This window comes from Streptomyces sp. NPDC053750 (genome assembly GCF_044544295.1).
GTDB lineage: Bacteria > Actinomycetota > Actinomycetes > Streptomycetales > Streptomycetaceae > Streptomyces.
Map to the genome: position 1 here is coordinate 735623 of NZ_JBITXB010000002.1, position 18846 is coordinate 754468.

Consider the following 18846-nt stretch of genomic DNA (forward strand, 5'->3'; position numbering starts at 1 on the left):
GAGGACCCACCGTGACCCCCGTGCCGTATCCCATGACGGTGACCGCCCCCGTCTTCGAGCACCACCGAGAGGCGCTCGGCATCGGCGAGCCCGCACCGCGCCTGAGCTGGCGCACTGAGACCGACGAGCCCGACTGGAGCCAGCGCGCCCACCGCGTGAGGATCACAGCCGCCGACGGCACCACGATCACCGACACCGGCCGCACCCCGGGCGCCGACAGCGTGCTGGTGCCCTGGCCGGGCCCGCCGCTCACCTCCCGCCAACGCGTCACCGTCCAGGTACGGGTGTGGGGCGCGGACGACACCCCCAGCCCGTGGTCCGAACCCGCCACCGTCGAGGCGGGTCTGCTGCACCGCGCCGACTGGTCGGCCCACCCCGTCACGCCGGACGGCGACGACGGACCGGAGGACGCCCTGCCGGTGGCCCTGCTGCGCCGCGACTTCCAGGTCGACGGCGACGTCACGTCGGCGCGCCTGTACACCACCGCCTACGGCGTGTACGAGACCGAGATCAACGGCGTCCGCGTCGGCGACGAGGTCCTGGAACCCGGCTGGACCTCCTACCGGCACCGGCTGCGCTACCGCACGCACGACGTCACCGCCCTGCTGCGCCCCGGCCCCAACACCATCGGTGCCCTGCTCGGCGAGGGCTGGTACACCGGCCGCCTCGGCTGGGACGGCGGCCGGCGCCACCACTACGGCCGCCGGCGCGCCCTGCTGGCCCAGCTGGAGATCCACCACGCCGACGGAACGATCCGGACCGTCACCAGCGACGACCACTGGCGCTGGACCACCGGACCGCTGCTGCGCTCCGAGCTCTACGACGGCGAGACCTACGACGCCCGCCGGGAGCGGGACGGCTGGTCCCGCCCGGGCCACGCCACCCACGACTGGGCACGGGTACGCGAACTGCCCGCGCCCACCGCCGAACTGACCGCACCCACCGGCCCGCCGGTGCGCCGCACCCGTACCGTCCCCGTCCAGGAGGTGCTCACCACACCCGGCGGACGCACCGTCGTCGACTTCGGGCAGAACCTGGTGGGACGCCTGCGCCTGCGGGTCACCGGACCGGCCGGACACACCCTCACGCTGCGCCATGCGGAGGCCCTGGAGAACGGCGAGCTCGCCCTGCGCCCGCTGCGTCAGGCCGCCGCCACCGACATGTACGTCCTGCGCGGCACGGGCGCACCCGAGACCTACGAGCCCCGCTTCACCTTCCACGGCTTCCGGTACGCCGAGGTCGACGGCTGGCCCGGAGTCTTCGACCCCACCGCCGTCGAGGCGGTCGTGCTCCACACCGACCTGGAGCGCACGGGCTGGTTCGACAGCTCCGACCCGCTGCTGAACCGGCTGCACGAGAACGTCGTACAGTCCCTGTGCGGCAACTTCGTCGACATCCCCACCGACTGTCCGCAACGCGACGAACGCCTCGGCTGGACCGGCGACATCGCCGTCTTCGCCCCCACGGCCGCCTTCCTCCACGACTGCTCCGGCATGCTGGGCGGCTGGCTCCGCGACCTCGCCGCCGAGCAACTGGCCCGGCCCGACGGTTCCGTCCCCCTCGTCGTCCCCGACATCCTCGACCCACCCACGGGCGACCATCCGCACGCCCTGTGGGGCGACGCCGCCGTCCTGGTGCCGTGGGCCCTGTACCGCGACAGCGGCGACCTCGGCCTGCTGCGCACCCAGTACCCGTCCATGACGGCCTGGTTGGGTCTCACGGCCGGGCTCGCCGAGGCGGACGGCGGACTCCGGCGGGACCCCGACCAGCTCGGTGACTGGCTCGACCCCGCCGCCCCGCCCGACGACCCCGCCGCCGCCCGCACCGACGCCGAACTCGTGGCCGCCGCCCACCTCGTCCACTCGGCGGACCTGCTGGCCCGGATCGCGGACCTGCTCGACGAGAAGGACGACGCCGACCGGCACCGCGCCCTCGCGGCCCGCCTGCGCACCGCCTTCGCCCGTGAGTACGTCACCCCGGCGGGCAGGCTGGCCTCCGACTCGCAGACCGCCTACGCACTGGCCCTCTGCTTCGGCCTGCTGCCGGGGGAGCGGCAACGCCGGAGGGCCGGGGAACGCCTGGCACAGCTGGTGCGCCGGGCGGGCTTCCACATCGCCACCGGCTTCGCCGGCACCCCGCTGATCTGCGACGCGCTGGACGAGGCCGGCCACGCCCGGCTCGCTCACCGCATGCTCGCCGAGCGGCACTGTCCCTCGTGGCTGTACCCCGTGACGATGGGCGCGACCACCGTGTGGGAGCGCTGGGACTCGATGCTGCCCGACGGCAGGGTCAACCCGGGCCAGATGACGTCCTTCAACCACTACGCCCTGGGTTCGGTCGCCGACTGGCTCCACCGCAGGGTCGCCGGTCTCGCCGCCGCCGAACCGGGGTGGCGACGCATCCGGGTGGCGCCGTGCCCCGGCGGCACGCTCACCCGGGCCTGGGCCGCCCATCGCACGCCCTACGGACGGGCGGAGGCGGGCTGGCGCATCGAGGGGACGCGGCTGGTGGTCGAGGTCCTGGTGCCGCCCGGCGCGGTGGCCGACATCCGTCTCCCGGGCGGCACCGCCCCGTTGACGCGAGGCGCGGGACGGCACGTCCTCGAGGCCCCGTACGCCGCCGGGGACGCGCCGGTCACGGCGCTGGGCCATCCGTTCGTGGCGAAGGACGACTGCGGGTGCGGCTGAGGCGCGCGGCAGCCTCGGACGCCCCGGGAGACGAGGTCAGCGGTGGTACGCGGGCATGGGTCCGCGCAGGTCCGCCCCCACCTCGTCGCACGCCGCCAGTACGTCGTCCGGCAGCGGACCGGCCGCGGCCGCCTCCAGGTTGGCGCGCAACTGGTCCGCGGCGGAACAGCCGATCAGCACCGCGTCGGTCGACTCGCGGTACAGCAGCCAGCGCAGCGCGAGCGCGGCGAGCGGTATCCCGGCACCGTCGGCGACGGCCCGCAGCCGGGTCACGGCGGCGAACAGGCCGTCGTGCCAGTACCGGTCCTGATAGGCGGCGGCGAGCCGCGAGGTCCCGAACCGCCCGGCGCCGGGCGCCCGCCCCTCGCGGTAGCGCCCGGTGAGCAGGCCGCCGGCCAGCGCGTTGTAGGCCATGGTGCGCAGCCCGTGGGAGGCCGGATGCGCGGCGTACCCGGTGTACTCCTCCTCGATGCGCCGGGCCAGCAGATTGTGCAGCTGCTGGGCGATCACCGGACGCGGGGCGCCCAGCTCGTCGGCGAGGCGCATGAGATCGGCGATGCGCCAGGCGGCGTGATTGGACACCCCGAGCGCCAGGATCCGCCCCTCGGCGGCGAACTCCGCCACGGCGGCCATGGTGTCCGCGGGCGGGGTGACGTGGTCGGGCTGGTGCAGATAGAAGAGATCGACGTGGTCGGTGCCGAGCCGCTTCAGGCTCCCCTCGAGGGCGGCGCGCAGCCCGGCCCGCGACAGCGGCGCGTGCTCGCCCTGGTCGGGGTGCGGGATCCCCGCCTTGGTGGCCAGGACGACGCGATCGCGCCGGGTCGGGAGCAGTCCGGCGAGCATGCGCTCCGTCTCGCCGCCCGCGTACACGTTGGCCGTGTCCACGCCCGTGACACCGGCGTCGAGGGCCATGTCCAGGAGCCCGGCGGCCTGAGCGCGGTCGACGGTGTCGCCGAAGGTCATGGTGCCGAGCACGAGGGGGGACAGCGGGACGGGGACGTTCGGTATGCCGACGGCGGCGGGTGCGGTGGCCATGGGTGATTCCCTTCCACGGAGGCGGGAGTGCGCCGGTTTCGCCGGGCCCGACGGACCTCGGGGTACAGGCTCGTGGACGCCCGCACGACGGTGGCAGGACTGCGCGGTCCGCGCAAGACTCTCGCGCGGATCGCGCAGATGCTGGCATGCTGGGGCGCCGAAGGACGCGTCCGGAGAGGGAGGGGACCGCCGCGCATGTCGCTCAACTCGCCGGAGCAACCCGTCGGTTCTTCTCTCCTGGTCATCGCGGACGACCTCTCCGGCGCCGCCGAGTGCGCGGCCGTGCTCCCCGGCTGTCGCAGGATCCTGCTCGACCCGGCCGAACAGGTGGTCCCGGGAGAGACCCAGGTGATCGACCTGGACTCGCGTCGGCGCACCCGGGCCGGCGCCGCCCGGCTCGTCGCACAGGCGGTACGGCGACACGCACCGACCGGTGCCCGGCTGCTGAAGAAGGCCGACTCCCTGCTCCGGGGCCATCTGTCCGCCGAGACACGGGAGTTCACGACCGGCGCGAGCGGTCTCGTCGTGGCGCCCGCGGTGCCCGCCGCCGGACGGACGGTACGCGACGGCGTCGTACGGCTCGACGGCGTACCCCTGCACCACACCGACGCCTGGCGTGCGGAGCCGGGGCCGGCGCCGCGTTCGGTGACCGAGGCGCTGGGCGGCGCGGCCACGACCGTCCTGGCCCTGGACCGGGTGCGGGCGGGAGCAACGCACCTGGACCGGTGCCTGCGTTCGGCCCTCGCCCGCGCGACGACCGTGGTGTGCGACGCCGAGACGGACGCGGACCTGGACGCCGTCGCGGCGGCGGTGCTTCGCCTGCCGCACACCGTACGGCTGGCGGGAGCCGGTGGCCTCGCGGCGGCGCTCGGACGACTGTCCGGGCCGGCGGCGTCCCGCACGGACCTGGGCCGGGCCCCCGCCGCGCCGCGCCCGGTCGTGGTCGTCGTCGGCACCGCGCACCCGGGCGCCCTTGCGCAGATCGCGCACCTGACGCGCCACGGCGCCCGGCACACCGCCCTGTCCGCCGAGTCGCTGCTCGGTCCCGGCGACGACGCACGTCCGACCGCCACCGTGCGTGCCGCCCTGCGAGCGGCCCCGGTCTCGGTCCTCAGCATCGCCGCGACCCGGGCCGGGGACCCGACTGCCGCGCCCCACCTGGCCCGTGCCCTCGCCCGCAGCGTCGCCGCCGTACTGCCCGAGCAGGCGGACCTCGTGCTCACCGGCGGGGAGACGGCCCGCCGCGTCCTGGACGAGCTGGCGGTCACCCGTCTGCTGCCGGTCGCCCAGGTGCATCACGGCGCCGTGCACTGCCGTACCGACGACGGCCGCGGGGTCGTCACCCGTCCCGGCGGCTTCGGCGGACCGGACTCGCTGCTGCGCATGGTGGGCGCACTGCGCACAGCCCCGGGCCGGGCACCTCAGGAACCGTACGCATCCGACGGAGGACCGCGATGAACCCCGCAGAGCACGCCCCCGACCGCCCCCGTACGACCGCGCCGCCCGCGGACCGCCGCCCGGTCGTCGCGGTGACCATGGGCGACGGCGCGGGCGTCGGCCCCGAGGTCGTCATGGCCGCACTCGCGCACCAGGACACCGCCGGGCGCTGCCGACCCCTGGTCATCGGCGACGCCCGCAGACTGCGGCAGGCCGCCGGGATCGTCGGCAGCGACGACGTCGTCGTGCCCGTGACGGGCCCCGAACGGGCCGAGTGGACACCCGGACGCGTCAACGTCGTGGACCTGGACCTGCTCCCCGACGACCTGCCCTGGGGGCGCCTGTCGGCCGCGGCGGGCGAGGCCGCCTACCGGTACGTCGAGGAGGCGGCACGACTCGCCGTGCGCGCGGACGTCGACGCCATCTGCACCGCCCCCCTCAACAAGGAGGCGCTGCGCCTCGCCGGCCACCCCTACGCCGGACACACCGAACTCCTCGCCCGGCTGACCGGCGTGGACGAGGTGTCGATGATGCTGACCACCCCCGGCCTCAAGGTCATCCACGTCACCACCCACCTCGGCCTGCTCGACGCCGTACGCCGGATCGACCCGCCGCTCGTCGAACGCACCGTGCGCCGCGGCCACGAGGCCCTGGTCCGGTCCGGGACCCCCGCCCCCGTCATCGGCGTGTGCGGCATCAACCCGCACGCGGGCGAGAACGGACTCTTCGGCCACGGCGAGGAGGAGTCGAAGATCGCCCCCGCCCTCACCGCACTGCGCGCCGACGGCATCGACGTCCACGGTCCGCTCCCCGCCGACACGGCCTTCTTCCTCGCGGCACGCGGGGACTACGACCTGATCGTGGCGATGTACCACGACCAGGGACACGCCCCCGTCAAGGTCCTCGGCATCGAGAACGGCGTCAACGTGACCGTGGGGCTCCCCGTCGTCCGCACCTCCGTCGACCACGGCACCGCCTTCGACATCGCGGGCACCGGAACCGCCCGCGCGGACAGCATGGTCGAGGCGCTCCGGCAGGCGGTGGCCCTCGCCACCGAGAGGCAGCGATGACCGGCGCCGCCGCCCGCGCCCGCCGCGAGCGCATCGTCACCCTGGCCGAGGACACCGGCCTCACCGGAGTCGACGAGCTCAGCGCACGGCTCGCGGTGAGCCCCTCCACGATCCGCCGGGACCTCGCGAAACTCACCGCCGACGGACGCCTCGCCCGCACCTACGGCGGCGCCATGGCGCTCACCACCGCACCCGCCGAGACCCCGCTCCACCGGCGCACCGCCGAGGCCGGTGACGCGAAGCGGGCCATCGCGGCCCTCGCCGCCACGCATGTCGCAGCGGGGCAGACGATCCTGCTCGACGCGGGCTCCACCGTGGCGGCACTCGCCCGCGGACTGCGTGGCACCCGGGGCGACCTGACCGTCGTGACGCCGAGCCTGACGGCGGTGGTCGAACTCGGCGGCGCCGACGGTGTGCACGTCACCTGCCTGGGCGGCGCCTACCGGCCGGTCAGCCACGCGTTCGTGGGCCCGCTCACCGAGGCCGCCCTGGAACGCATGACGTTCGACGCGGCCTTCCTCGGCACCGACGGCGTCTCGCCCGAACTCGGCATCTGCGAGGCGGGCGCGGAACAGATCAGGCTCAAGGAACTCATGGCCCGGCGAGCGCACCGGGTGTACGTGCTCGCCCACGCGGCGAAACTCGGAGCGGCCCCGTTCCACGCCTGGGCCCCCTGGCAGCCCGGCTGGACCCTGGTGACCGACGCGGCGGCGGACCTGGCCCAGGTCCGCGCCCTGCGCGCACGGGGAGTCGAGGTCCTGCTCGCCGAACCGGCCGTCCGATGACACACCGGGCCGCCACCAAACCCCCGGGGCGGGGGAGACGCCCCCTCGGGTCACTCCTCCGTGAGCAGGCGCTCCGCCGCCGCGGTGAACAGGCCCAGCGCCCGACCCGCGAGGCGGGCGGCGCACAGGGCGGAGACGTCGCGCACGGAGCGGCCAGAAAGGTGGACGAGGGCCCGAGTCGGGCCGGGTGGTGGTCAGTCGCAGATGCGGGCGGTCGTGAGGGCGCCGCCCGCATTCTCGTCGTCCGTGCCGAGGACCGCGACGCCCGTACCGGGGACGCAGTCCACGGCCTCGACCTTGTGACCCTTGAACTTCCGCAGAACGTCGGGGGACTTGGCCATCGCGAGCCGCACGCGGCCGGAGCGGTCGAGTGACACCCGGCCCGCGTCGCTCACCGCCGAGTCGAACGGTCCGTCGTCACCCTCGTCCGACGCCGAGGCGATCAGCAGCCGGCCCGCATCGGTGACGGTGAGGTCGGATGCGTGCCGGACGTTTCCTGCGGGATACGGCGCGTGGAAGACGGCCTTCGTCACAGCGCCGAACACCGACTCCCCGTACGTGTTGAACGACAGCGGTGCCGCGTAGAGTGTCGCCGGCCGGTCGTCGCCCTCGCCCCGGTCGGCCCAGACGGCCGCGAGCCTGCCGTGCCGCGAAACGAGCGTGAAGCTCTCGAAGTTGTCGCCCTCGCCGATCGCCGGGAGCGGCGAGAGGTCCCGGACCTCGACCGCGGTCCCGTCGTCGGTGACCTCGAGGTGGTGGACGAGGCCCCGGCTCGCGACGGCCAGGTACTCGTCGGAGGTGCCCGGCACCGCTTCGAGCGCCTCCAGGTCGATCGGCTCGGCACCGCCCCTCCACTCGAGTGGCCGCACGGGAGTCGTCCGCCCGGACCCGTCGGCGCGGTGGGTGAGTTGTGCGATGCGGTTCTCCCCGGGGCGCTTGTTGTCCAGGGCGATCAGGGCCTGGTAGGTGCCGCCCGAGTGCGAGGTGACGGCGAGTCCGCTGATGCCGCTGCTCATGTCGCGTCCCACCTGGTGCCATCCGGTGGCCGCGCGCGCCGGCGCGTCGCTGGTCCGGGCCGCGGTCACTCCCGGGGTGGCGGCCACGGCAGGTGCCGTACCGAGCAGGGCGATGGTGGTCAGGGCGGCCTTGCGCATGCTCATGGAGCTCTCCCTGGGACGTGACGCGCGTAGATGATCGAGTTGGCCGGGAACGTAACGGCCCGCCCGGCCTCCCGGCAAGAGGTGTGACCACATGGCCGGCCGACAGCCCGGATGACCGCAGAGCCGACGCGTAAACGATGGGCAAAGAACCTTGCCACCCGTGGGTGACGCGCGTAGACATGGTGCGACCTGGTGCGCAGGCCGTCTCCCTGCCGCCTGGTTCGTCCTGCCCGCATGGCCGTTCAGGCCGGATCCGGAGACATCACCCATGCGCAAGTCCTTCAGAGCCGCGAGCATCGCCACCGCCTGTGCCCTCGCCGGCGGAGCCCTGTGGGGCACCGGCATCGCCACCGCCGGCACCAACACCGACGCCCACGGCACGTCCGCCTCCAGGATCACCGAGGCGAGGAGCGGCAACGAACCCCACAACATCGGACAGCTCGTCGCCGAGATCGACGCCTACTACGGCATCACACAGGACGACGACGGCGTCTACCGGGCGTCCGCGGACAGCGACTACGCCGAGGACGTCGCCGACGTCCTCGCCAGGGCCAAGCGCGACATCAAGCGCCAGGCGGCCGCGCACACCAGGGCGAAGGGCGACCGGCCCGCGATCGTCCTCGACATCGACGACACGGTGCTGCTCAGCATCGACTACGAGAAGCGCACCAACTACACGTACGACAACGCCACGTGGAACGCCTATGTGGAGCGGGCCGACCGCCCGGCCGTCTTCGGCGTGCCCGAGCTGATCGACTACGCCGAGGACCACGGCGTCGAGGTCTTCTTCCTCACCGGCCTCGGCGAGGACAAGCGCGAGGCCGCGGCCGAGAACCTCGCCGAGATCGGCGTCGACACCGAACTCGACGGCGAGCACGCGTTCTTCAAGGACAAGGCCAACCCGCCGTCCTACCTGGCCCACTGTGCCACCGCCGGGAAGTGGAACTGCACCACCGTGCAGTACAAGGCGGGCACCAGGAAGTACATCGAGTCCACCGGCTACGACATCATCGGCAGCTTCGGCGACCAGTACTCCGACCTCGAGGGCGGCTACGCCGACGAGACGTACAAGCTTCCCAACCCGACGTACTTCGTCGACTGACCGCCGACGCACCCCCACGGGAGGGGCCGGGCGAGGCGGGAGCCCGGCCCCGAGTTCCCGGGGGAACCACGCCCGGGCGGTCAAGGAGCGGACGGACGCAGGACCATGAGCGAGTCCTCCAAGGTCGCCACCATGGCAAAGGGGAACCGGTCGAGCTCGAGACAGAGTGCGACGTCATCGGGATGGACGCCTTGACGCACCCCCTCCGCCAGCTCGGCGGCGGCGCGCGACCCGGCGGCGCGGCGAAGGAACCCGGCGGCATCCTTGGCGGCGTCCGTCCCCGCCTCGGTGGCTCTCCGAGCGATGTACTGGGCGCACGCCAGGTCTTCGTCGGCCTGTCCGTCCTCGCCGGTGACGACGAACGTGACGCTGTCACTCTTGCGCGTCCGCAAGAGCCGGGCCGTCGCCTCCGCCACCACGAAGCCGGCGCACAGCACCAGCGACGCCTCCTTGACCGCCAGGGCGCCGACCGTCCCTGCCGTGGTCTTCTGCACAACGGTCCGTCCGCGAAGGTCGACAGACCGCAGCAGGCCCGGCGAGTTGACCAGGTCGAACCCGGGCGCACGCGGCCCGTCCTTGAGCGCCACCCACTCCGGGTGGCGAGCCTTGAGCGCCTGCGCCTCGTCCAGCGACTCGGCAAGAACGATCTTCTCCGCCCCCTGGGCGAAGGCCCAGGCGGCCACGGTGAAAGCACGCATGACGTCGACTACGACGGCCACGGACGGTGCCTCGGTCAGATCTGCGATACCAGCGAAACGAGTGTCCATTCCGCCCATGCTCGTGCACGCCCGATCCGCGGCAGCCGGAGAGTGATCGACACCACGTCAATCGTCGCGAAGTCCGTCCGGGCCCGCGGTCGGCCCCTGTTGGTGGCCCTGTCGGTCCGCCTGCGCGGGCACAATGACCGTCTCGGCTTGCTGTACTGCAAGTAACAAGATCACAGTTGGTCTGTGCACCTCACGCGACCATTCGAGGTGGCACCTCTCCCTTTGCGCGCCCGCGATCGTGGCGCCAGGACGACCAACAGGAAGCCGAATGAACGTGTCGGATGACCGCCTTGCCCAGGCGCGCGAGGACTACGACCACCACCTGAGGACCTGCCGTCAGTGTGACGCCGACGGTGTGACGTGCCCGGTGGCCAAGCACCTGAGACGCCTGTACAACAACCTTCTCAGAGGTCGTTGAGTCACGGCGGGTGTTCTCCGGCCTGAACCGGCGACGTGTTTGACCCTCACGTGACGTCATGCCGCACAGTCCCTGGCATGGAGGAGCATCTGACCGTGGGACAGGTGGCCGGGCTGGCAGGCGTCACCGTCCGCACGCTGCACCACTACGACGAGATCGGCCTCGTGCAGCCGTCCGCCCGGACGGCGGCCGGTTACCGGGCCTACTCGGCGGGCGACGTGGAGCGGCTGCGCGAGGTGATCGCCTACCGGCGGCTGGGCTTCGGACTGCGCGAGATCGCGGACCTGGTCGACGACCCGGCCACCGACGCGGTCGCGCACCTGCGCCGGCTGCGCGGCCTGCTGCTGGAACAGCGCGATCGCGCCGCTGCCACGGTGACTGCCATAGACAGGGAACTGGAGGCACGAGCCATGGGGATCAGGACGACGCCGGAGGAACAACTGAAAATGATCGGCGCGCAGTTGTACGACACCATCGGGTCCGCCTACCCGGCGACGCGGCGCACCGAGCCGCGGATCGCCGCGAGGATCTGGGAGGCACTCGGGGACGCGCAGACGGTACTGAACGTAGGAGCCGGCACCGGCTCCTACGAGCCCCCGGACCGCGACGTGACGGCGGTGGAACCCTCGGCGGTCATGCGGGCGCAGCGTCCGGCGGGCGCGGCACCGTGCGTGGCCGCCGCGGCCGAGAGTCTCCCCTTCGAGGACCAGTCCTTCGACGCGGCGATGGCGGTCAGCACCGTGCACCACTGGCCGGACCCGGTCGCCGGACTGCGTGAGATGCGGCGCGTGGCCCGTCGCGTGGTGGTGTTCACGTACGACGCCAGTGACACCAACTGGCGGCAACGGTTCTGGCTCACGCGCGACTACCTGCCGGAATTCGCCGGCCTTCTCGTCGACTGGCCCTCGCTGGGCGACCTGGCCCGCGCGGTCGACGGCCGCGCGGAACCGGTGCTCATCCCCTGGGACTGCGCCGACGGCTTCTTCGAGGCCTACTGGCGCCGGCCCGAGGCGTACCTGGAGGACCATGTGCGCCGCGCGGTGTCGGTGTGGACCAGAGTGGGGCCGGAGGCCGAGCAGCGGGCGGTGAACAGCCTCCGCGACGACCTCGCCTCGGGCCGGTGGGCCGAGCGCAACCGCGATCTAGTCGCCCTGGACGCGGCAGAGCTCGGCCTCCGCCTTCTCGTCGCCTGAACACGCCGACCGTCCGTCCCGGACAAACCGGCGCCTTCCGCCCGGCACGGGACCCGTGTGGGCGAGTTGGTCCTATTAAGGTCGATTTTGTTCATGCATGATGCTCGTTATGCGCTTCGAGCCTCAAGAGTGGCGGGAAAGGACTGACAGCTGTGGGTGCGGGTCGGGCTGCTGAGGAGCACCGGAGGCAGGCCGCGCAGCACCCATGGCCGCCGCGCTGGCTGCTCTGGCTGCCACCCACGGTGGTCGTTGTGGCGATCGTGCTCGACCAGGTGACACCGCCGCACTACTTCTTCGGCTCGCTGCTGTCGGCCTCGATCGTGCTGGCCATCTTCACGTACCCACCGATCGGCGTGGCGGCCACCGGCGTGGCGGCCTGCGTCCTGTTGGCGCTCACCGAGTATTTCGCGGACTACGTCGGTCCGACGACCATCTCGGCCCTGATCGTGCTGGGCGCCGTCACGCTGCTCTCCGTCGTGCTGTGTACGGTGCGCCACCGGATCGAGGGCCGGTTCCGCCGCGTGCAGGCCGTGGCCGAAGCGGTTCAGCTCGCCCTGCTGCGCCCTCTTCCCGCCCGGGTCGGCCCGTTGCGGCTGGCCGGTTTCTACCGGGCCGCCGATGACGAGGCGCTCATCGGCGGGGACCTCTACAGGGTCCGCACCACCCCCTTCGGAATCCGTGTGATCGTCGGAGATGTCAAAGGCAAGGGCGTCAACGCCACGCAGACCGTGGCCACGGTGATCTCGACCTTTCAGGAGGCGGCGCTGCTCCACCACGCGCTCCCTCAGGTCGCCGACCGGATCGACGTGGCGTTGCAGCTCGACCGCGACAGCCCGCCGGTGGAGCCCGCCGACGACACCAGCGGCACGCCGGACCACGAAGGGGTTCCGGCGCCGGCGGACGAACTCTTCGTCACAGCGGTCCTGCTCGAATTCGCGCCGGACGCGAGCGAAGTACGGATCCTGGACCGCGGCCACCAGCCACTCCTCCTCGTCGGACGCCACGGCACGTCCGTCGTACCGACCGAGCACAGCCTGCCCCTCGGCATGGGCGACCTCCTGCCCGAGCCGCCGCGCACCCGCACCTGCGCGCTCGATCCCGGTGACGTTCTGGTGGCCTACTCCGACGGCATCACCGAGGCCCGCAGCAGCACCGGCTCCTTCTACCCCCTCCGTGAACGGATCCAGGCCCACTTCGGCAGCGGTACTCAACAGCCTTCCCCCACCGGCCTCGTCACCTTTCTCGAACGCGACCTCGTCCAATGGGCGCCCAATCTGTCCGACGACGTCGTCGTGATCGCCCTCCAATCCGACCCCGGACACACCCCATGACCGCGGCGGTCTCGACGGCCCCCTGCCCGGTAGTGCCACCGCGCGGGCCGCTCGGTGCATAGAATCCGGTTTCATGCCGAAGCCTGACGAGCTGATCATTGACATCGCCGCCCGTGTGGAGTCCGGGCGGAGCAGTCGGATGTCCCTGACCGTGATCACTGCTGGTGCTGTCATCACCGGTCGCCTCGCCCCCGAAGCCGTGTGGAGGCAGCGGGTGTCGGAGGTGCTGACGGACTCCGCCGACCTGGGCGAGTTCTCCGCCGTCTTCGACACCAGCGCGAAGAAGGAAGGGCCGCCCACGCATCTGCACTTCCATGTCGCCCGGATCCTGCAGGGCACGATGGGGATTCCGGAGACGGGCGGGATGTACCGCGTGGCGATCGAGGACATCAGCGCCTGGACCGTGGGTGACTTCAGCTACTCCGACCGCTGACACCTTCAAGGACCCTCGACGAGGTCGCGCAGCTGGGACCGGGCGGTGACGCCCAGCCTGGGGAAGCTGCGGTAGAGGTGCGAGCCGACCGTGCGCGGGGAGAGGAAGAGCCTCTCGCCGATCTCGCGGTTGGTCAGCCCGCGGGCGGCAAGTCTGATGATCTGCTGCTGTTGCGGGGAGAGCGCGGCGAGCGCGTCGGGGGCCGAGTCCGTGACGTCGAGGCCCGCGGCGCGCGCTTCGGTCCTGGCCCGCTCGATCCACGGGCGGGCGCCCAGGCGACGGAAGATCTCCAGCGCCTCGGTGAGCGGCCGACGCGCCTGAGCGACGCGCCGACGGCGCCGCAGCCACTCGGCGAGGTCGAGCAGGGTCTGTGCGTGTTCGAAGGGCCAGTACTCCAGTACGGGATCCGCAAGGGCCGCCCGGAAGTGCGGCTCGGCGTCCTCGGGGTCCGCCAGCAGACCACGGGCCCGGTCGATCAGCGCACGCAGACGAGGTGAAGCGTTGTCCCCCAGCACCTCGGCCGAGCGCTCGACGATCGCGACGGCCTCGGCACGGCGGCCGCAGCGCACAGCGGCGGCCGCCAGATCCGCGAGGGCCGGGTAGGACGCGTGGTAGTGCACGGGCGCGCCGTCTGCCGTGAAGACCCCGCGGAGTTGGTCGTACGCGCTCTCGTAGGCGCCTTCCGCGGCCGCCGCGGCACCGAGCGCACGACGGGCATGGACGCGGACCGAGCGGCTCTCCAACGGGTCGACCAGGGTGAGCGCGTCCTCGGCCCGGGCACGGGCGGTGGCCGCGTCACCCTGGAAGGCCAGCACGGCGGCGTCCACGGTGGCCGCACAGGCCACGGCGTGGTCGAGGCCGGCCGCCCGGCCGACCGCCGCGGTACGGGCGCAGGCCTCACGGGCCTGTTCCCACCGCCCTCGTTCCACGAAGGCCCAGGCGATCGCGCCGCCCAGACCCTCGGGCAGCGGCCCCTGGAGCTCCCAGCGGTCGAAGGCCTCGTCGAAGGCGCGGACGGCCCGGGGGGTCTCGTCCAGGAGCCATGCCATGATCCCGGCGGTGGTGAGCTGCTCCGGCCGGGCTTCCGCCTCGGCGGCCGGTTGCGGGAGCAGGGAGATCAGCCGGGCCCGGTCCTCGAAGGGGTCCGACACGACGCGCACCCAGGTACGCAGGCCCACGTGGGACGCGTCGTCGGGAAGGCGGCTCAGGACGTCCAGGATGCGGTGCCGCTGGCCGTCCTCTCCGCAGTAGAAGCGGACCACGGCGGCGCCGGCCAGGAGTTCCAGCGCCGCGGCGGGCTGGGAGAGCGCCAACTGCTCGGCGGCGCGGACCAGCCGGGAGAACACCGTGCTGTGGCGTCCGGTCAGGACCGCCAGCCGTCCGGCCTGCACGGCGGCGGAGGCCAGCAGGCTCGCGTCGTCCGTGCACGCGCGTGTCGCCGCGACCAGTTCCTCGACCCAGGCCAGGTCACCGGTGAACACGGCCGCCGAAGCGGCTTCGACCAGCAGCCGGGCGCCGTCCTCGCGCCGCGGTGCGAGTTCCGCGGCGCGCTGCAGCGCCTTGGCGGCCGCCGCATGACCGCCGCGCCGGCGGGCGCGGGTGGCGGTCCGCTCCAGCTCCGCCGACACGGCCGCGTCCGGGTACGGGCAGGCGGCGGCCAGATGCCAGGCACGCCGGTCCGGTTCGTCCCGCAGCACCTCCGCGAGCGCGAGGTGGGCATCGCGCCGGGCCTCGAAGGACACGGCGTGATACACGGCGGAGCGGACCAGCGGGTGGCGGAAACGGAGCTCCCGGCCGGACCGTCGGACCAGCCCGGCCTGCTCCGCGGACCGCCAGACAGTGTCCCCGGCACGCGGCAGTCCGGCCGAGACGGCGATCGCGGAGTCGGCGCTGTCCATGGCGGCCAGGAGCAGCAGAGCGTGCAGGGTGGGGGAGGGGAGGCCGTGCAAGCGGGCGGCGAAGATCCGCTCCAGGTGATCGGTGAGCGGAAGCGGACCAGCGGACGGCAGCCCGGCGGCCGCGTCGTGTGCCGAGGCTGCCCTGGCCAGTTCCACCAGCGCCAGCGGATTGCCGCCCGCCTGGTCGATGATCCGCCTCCTGGTGCGGATGGTGGGGCTCGTCGGTTGCAGGTCCAGGAGGCGATCGGCCTCGGATTCGCCGAGCGGCCCCAGCGTCAGTGCCGGCGTCCGACGGTCGAATCCCGGAAGGGGTTCGCCGCCACGGGCCCCGATCAGCATCGTGACCGGTTCGCCTTCCAACCGTCTGGCAGCGAAGGACAGTACATCCAGGGAAGCACGATCGAACCACTGCGCGTCGTCGAGCACCACGAGCACGGGACGCTGGTCGCCCAGGGCCGACAGCAGGCTCAGGACGGCGACCCCGGTCAGCATGAGATCGGGCCCCGACGCGGCCGAACCCGCGCCGAAGGCGTCCTGAAGCGCAGCGCGCTGCCTGTTCGGCAGCCCGTCCACCTCGGCCGGCACCGGTCGCAGCAACTGATGCAGTGCGGCGAACGCCAGGCTCGACTCCGACTCGCTCCCCACGGCACGCAGTACGCGCGTGCCGCCGGCTTCCGCCCGACGCACCGTGCGCTCCAACAGCGCGCTCTTGCCCGTGCCCATGTCACCGACCAGCATCAGCACCGGATCGGCCGACACCGAGTCCACCGCACGGAAGAGACGTGCCAATTCCGCGTCCCGGCCGACGATCGGCTCCGCCGGATCCGGCTCCGGTGCCCTGACCGCACCACGGTCGCCTGTGTGCTGGTCCACCGAGTCTCCCAAAAGTGCGGCTTTCGAACGGAGTCGCCTGCTTGGCCCAGCCAGGCTACAAGCGGCCCTCCTGGCGCCCGGGCACTGCACGCAGGTGCAGTCACGTGACGGATACCGCGCTCGGCGAGTCCCCTCGTACGGTTCCAGGGAAATCCTCCGCAATTCCCAAGGAATTCCCCATGGAACACATCACGCTCGGCAACGTCACCCTCACCCGGGTGTGGGAGTACTTCGGTTCCGTCGACATGACGCCCGAAACCTTCTTCCCGGACAGCCCGAAAGAAGTGTGGGACGACGGCGCCTCCTGGCTGACCCCGCATTTCCTGGATTCCGCGACGAATACCGTGAATTCCGCGATCCAGACCTGGCTCCTGCGCAGCGAGGGCAGGACCATCCTCGTCGACACGGGCGTGGGCAACCACAAGGACCGCCCGTACGCGCCGGTCTGGAACCGTCTCGAAACAGGCTTCCTGGCCAATCTCGCCCGGGCCGGCGTCGCGCCCGAGGACGTGGACGTCGTGATCAACACGCATCTCCACATCGACCACGTCGGCTGGAACACCTACCTGGACGGTCGGCGCTGGGTGCCCACTTTCCCCAACGCCACCTATCTGATGCCGAAGGACGACTTCGACTTCTGGAATCCGGAGAACGGTCACAAGCCGTTGCTCGGCCGCGGCAACCAGAACGTCTTCGAGGACAGTGTGGCCCCGGTGCACCAGGCCGGCCAGACACTGCTGTGGGAGCACAGCCACCGGATCGACGCCGGCCTCCGCCTGGACGCGGCCCCCGGACACACCCCCGGCTCCTCCGTGCTGACCCTCACGTCGGGGACGGACCGCGCGGTGTTCGTCGGCGACCTGCTCCACAACCCGGTGCAGATCCTCGATCCGGACTCCAACAGCTGCTTCTGCGAGGACCCCGCGGGCGCCCGCGCCACCCGTCGCAAGGTGCTGGGCTGGGCAGCCGACAACAACGCGCTCGTCATCCCCGCCCACCTCGGAGGTCACGGTGCCGCGGAAGTGGCGCGCGAGGGAGACAGGTTCGCCATCAAGGGCTGGGCCCCCTTCGCCCCGTACACCGGACAGGCCTGAGCCCTGCGGAAAGAGACACGAGACAAGAGAGCACGAGACAAGAGACACGAGACATGAGCCACCACCCCGACCTCGTCGTGACCACCGCCCAGGGGGCCGTCCGCGGCCTGCACCACGGCGACACCGCCGCCTTCCTGAACATCCCCTACGCCGCCCCGCCCCGCGGCGCCGGCCGCTTCGCGCCGCCCCGGCCACACAGCTCGTGGGACGGCGTCCGGGACGCCACCGTGCCGGGACCCAACGCACCGCAGTCCGAGCGCAGGCTCGGCAGCGTGGACATGTCCCCCTACTTCGGCACCGGTTGGAGCCGCGGGGAGGACTACCTGACCGTCAACGTCTTCACGCCCACCGCCGCCGGTGGCGACCTGCCCGTCATGGTGTTCGTGCACGGCGGCGGCTTCGTGGCCGGGTCCACGCGGTCCGCGATGTACGACGGCTCCGCCTTCGCCCGCGACGGCGTCGTCCTCGTCACCCTCAACTACCGGCTCGGTATCGCCGGGTTCCTCGACCTCCCCGGCGCGCCCGCCAACCGCGGACTGCTCGACGTCGTCGCCGCCCTGCGCTGGGTCCGGGAGAACATCGCCGCCTTCGGAGGCGACCCGCACCACGTCACCCTCTTCGGTCAGTCGGCCGGGGCGACCGTCGTCGGCGGCATCCTCGCCACCCCCGACGCCACGGGACTCTTCCACCGGGCGATCGTCCAGAGCGGCAGCGGCCTGGGAGCGTTCACCACCGAGCAGGCCGCCCGCGTCACCGAGGCGGCAGCCGAAACCCTGGGTGTCGAGCCCCATGCCGACGCCTTCGCGGACCTCTCCGACGACCTCCTGGTCGCGGCGGCCTCCCGGCTCGCGGGCCTCGACCTGAAGACCGACACGCACCACGACCCGCTGATCGGACTCAGTCCTTTCAGCCTCGTCCTCGACACGCAGCCCGCCGCATCCGTCGCCGCCGGCCTGGGCGCCGAGGTCGACCTGCTCATCGGGACCAACGCGGAGGAGGGAAACCTCTATCTCGTCCCCGTGGGCCAGTACGCCACCTCGACGGTCGGGGACGTCGAGGAAGTCGCGGAGCGCTCCCACCCGAATCCGGAGAAGCTCGTCGACGTCTATCGCAGGACGCGCTCCGAGGCGTCCAACGGCGCGCTGCGCTCGGCCATCGTGGGCGACGCGCTGTTCGGCGCGGGCACCTGGGCCCTGACCGGCGCACATGCCGGCCATTCCCGGTCCGCCACCTATGCCTACGAGTTCGCCTGGCGGTCGCAGGCCCTGGACGGGGAGCTCGGCGCCACGCACGCGGTCGAGCTGCCCTTCGTCTTCGATCTCGCGCACCTCACCCGGCTGCACGGGTCCGCCGCCCTGCTCGGCCCCGGCAAGCCCCCCGCGCGTCTCGCCGCCCGCATGCACGAGACCTGGGTCCGATTCGCCAGGACCGGCAACCCGGGCTGGGACCCGTACGACACCGATCGCAGGGCCACGATGCGCATCGACGTCGAGTGGACCCAGGTGGACGACCCCCGCGGCCAGGAACGGCAGGCCTGGAGCTGACCCCTGACGGACCTCGCAA

Annotated in this window: 14 protein-coding genes; 10 read left to right on the forward strand and 4 right to left on the reverse strand. The window is 72.6% G+C overall.

The genetic code is table 11. The annotated features are described in order from the left end of the window. The first annotated feature begins 11 nt into the window (after positions 1-11). Complete coding sequence (locus ACIGO6_RS08720) at positions 12-2687, forward strand: family 78 glycoside hydrolase catalytic domain (protein ID WP_399873201.1); 2676 nt, start codon at positions 12-14, stop codon at positions 2685-2687. Positions 2688-2723: 36 nt separating this feature from the next. On the opposite strand, the gene ACIGO6_RS08725 is transcribed toward ACIGO6_RS08720, so the two are convergent. Then, entirely contained in the window at positions 2724-3722 is a 999-nt protein-coding gene (locus ACIGO6_RS08725; RefSeq protein WP_399873203.1) for an aldo/keto reductase, read from the reverse strand. 195 nt (positions 3723-3917) lie between these two features. Here ACIGO6_RS08725 and ACIGO6_RS08730 point away from each other — a divergent pair, with 195 nt between their 5' ends. Genes ACIGO6_RS08730 through ACIGO6_RS08740 form a run of 3 tightly spaced genes read left to right on the forward strand, consistent with a single transcriptional unit; the run spans position 3918 to position 7014 of the window. Beyond that, positions 3918-5180 (forward strand): four-carbon acid sugar kinase family protein, encoded by a 1263-nt coding sequence (locus tag ACIGO6_RS08730; protein ID WP_399873205.1) that lies wholly within the window; start codon positions 3918-3920, stop codon positions 5178-5180. Beyond that, a complete protein-coding gene (gene pdxA / locus ACIGO6_RS08735) occupies positions 5177-6229 on the forward strand; it encodes a 4-hydroxythreonine-4-phosphate dehydrogenase PdxA (RefSeq protein ID WP_399873208.1) in 1053 nt (350 codons plus the stop codon). The genes ACIGO6_RS08730 and pdxA overlap by 4 nt, the downstream gene beginning before the upstream one ends. Then, on the forward strand, positions 6226-7014 hold the full coding sequence (locus tag ACIGO6_RS08740; RefSeq protein WP_399873210.1) for a DeoR/GlpR family DNA-binding transcription regulator: 789 nt from the start codon (positions 6226-6228) through the stop codon (positions 7012-7014). Before pdxA ends, ACIGO6_RS08740 begins: the two co-directional genes overlap by 4 nt. Before the next feature lie 194 nt (positions 7015-7208). Here the strand turns inward: ACIGO6_RS08740 and ACIGO6_RS08745 are convergent, their stop codons facing one another. Further along, on the reverse strand, positions 7209-8174 hold the full coding sequence (locus tag ACIGO6_RS08745) for a hypothetical protein (RefSeq protein WP_399873213.1): 966 nt from the start codon (positions 8172-8174) through the stop codon (positions 7209-7211). A 268-nt stretch (positions 8175-8442) separates the two neighbouring features. On the opposite strand from ACIGO6_RS08745, the gene ACIGO6_RS08750 reads away from it, so the two are divergent. Continuing rightward, positions 8443-9276, forward strand: coding sequence for an HAD family acid phosphatase (locus ACIGO6_RS08750; RefSeq protein WP_399873216.1), 834 nt, complete (start codon positions 8443-8445; stop codon positions 9274-9276). Between the two features lie 80 nt (positions 9277-9356). Here ACIGO6_RS08750 and ACIGO6_RS08755 read toward each other — a convergent pair whose 3' ends face one another. Continuing rightward, the gene (locus ACIGO6_RS08755) at positions 9357-10043 is read right to left on the reverse strand and encodes a 2-phosphosulfolactate phosphatase (protein ID WP_399873217.1); all 687 of its coding nucleotides are present in this window, start codon (positions 10041-10043) and stop codon (positions 9357-9359) included. 495 nt (positions 10044-10538) lie between these two features. Here ACIGO6_RS08755 and ACIGO6_RS08760 point away from each other — a divergent pair, with 495 nt between their 5' ends. The 3 genes from ACIGO6_RS08760 (at position 10539) to ACIGO6_RS08770 (ending at position 13418) form a co-directional block, all read left to right on the forward strand. After that, positions 10539-11654, forward strand: coding sequence for a MerR family transcriptional regulator (locus tag ACIGO6_RS08760; protein ID WP_399873219.1), 1116 nt, complete (start codon positions 10539-10541; stop codon positions 11652-11654). Between the two features lie 251 nt (positions 11655-11905). Then, positions 11906-12985: a PP2C family protein-serine/threonine phosphatase gene (locus tag ACIGO6_RS08765; protein ID WP_399873222.1), complete on the forward strand. Its 1080-nt coding sequence runs from the start codon at positions 11906-11908 to the stop codon at positions 12983-12985. A gap of 73 nt (positions 12986-13058) precedes the next feature. Then, positions 13059-13418: a hypothetical protein gene (locus tag ACIGO6_RS08770; protein ID WP_399873224.1), complete on the forward strand. Its 360-nt coding sequence runs from the start codon at positions 13059-13061 to the stop codon at positions 13416-13418. 5 nt (positions 13419-13423) lie between these two features. Here the strand turns inward: ACIGO6_RS08770 and ACIGO6_RS08775 are convergent, their stop codons facing one another. Next, entirely contained in the window at positions 13424-16189 is a 2766-nt protein-coding gene (locus ACIGO6_RS08775) for a helix-turn-helix transcriptional regulator (protein ID WP_399873226.1), read from the reverse strand. Between the two features lie 179 nt (positions 16190-16368). Here ACIGO6_RS08775 and ACIGO6_RS08780 point away from each other — a divergent pair, with 179 nt between their 5' ends. Both ACIGO6_RS08780 and ACIGO6_RS08785 read left to right on the forward strand, forming a co-directional pair. Beyond that, positions 16369-17283 (forward strand): MBL fold metallo-hydrolase, encoded by a 915-nt coding sequence (locus ACIGO6_RS08780; protein WP_399873228.1) that lies wholly within the window; start codon positions 16369-16371, stop codon positions 17281-17283. Positions 17284-17336: 53 nt separating this feature from the next. Beyond that, positions 17337-18827 carry a carboxylesterase/lipase family protein gene (locus ACIGO6_RS08785; RefSeq protein WP_399873230.1) on the forward strand — a complete coding sequence of 497 codons (1491 nt, stop codon included), beginning with the start codon at positions 17337-17339 and terminating at the stop codon, positions 18825-18827. Positions 18828-18846 lie beyond the last annotated feature (19 nt).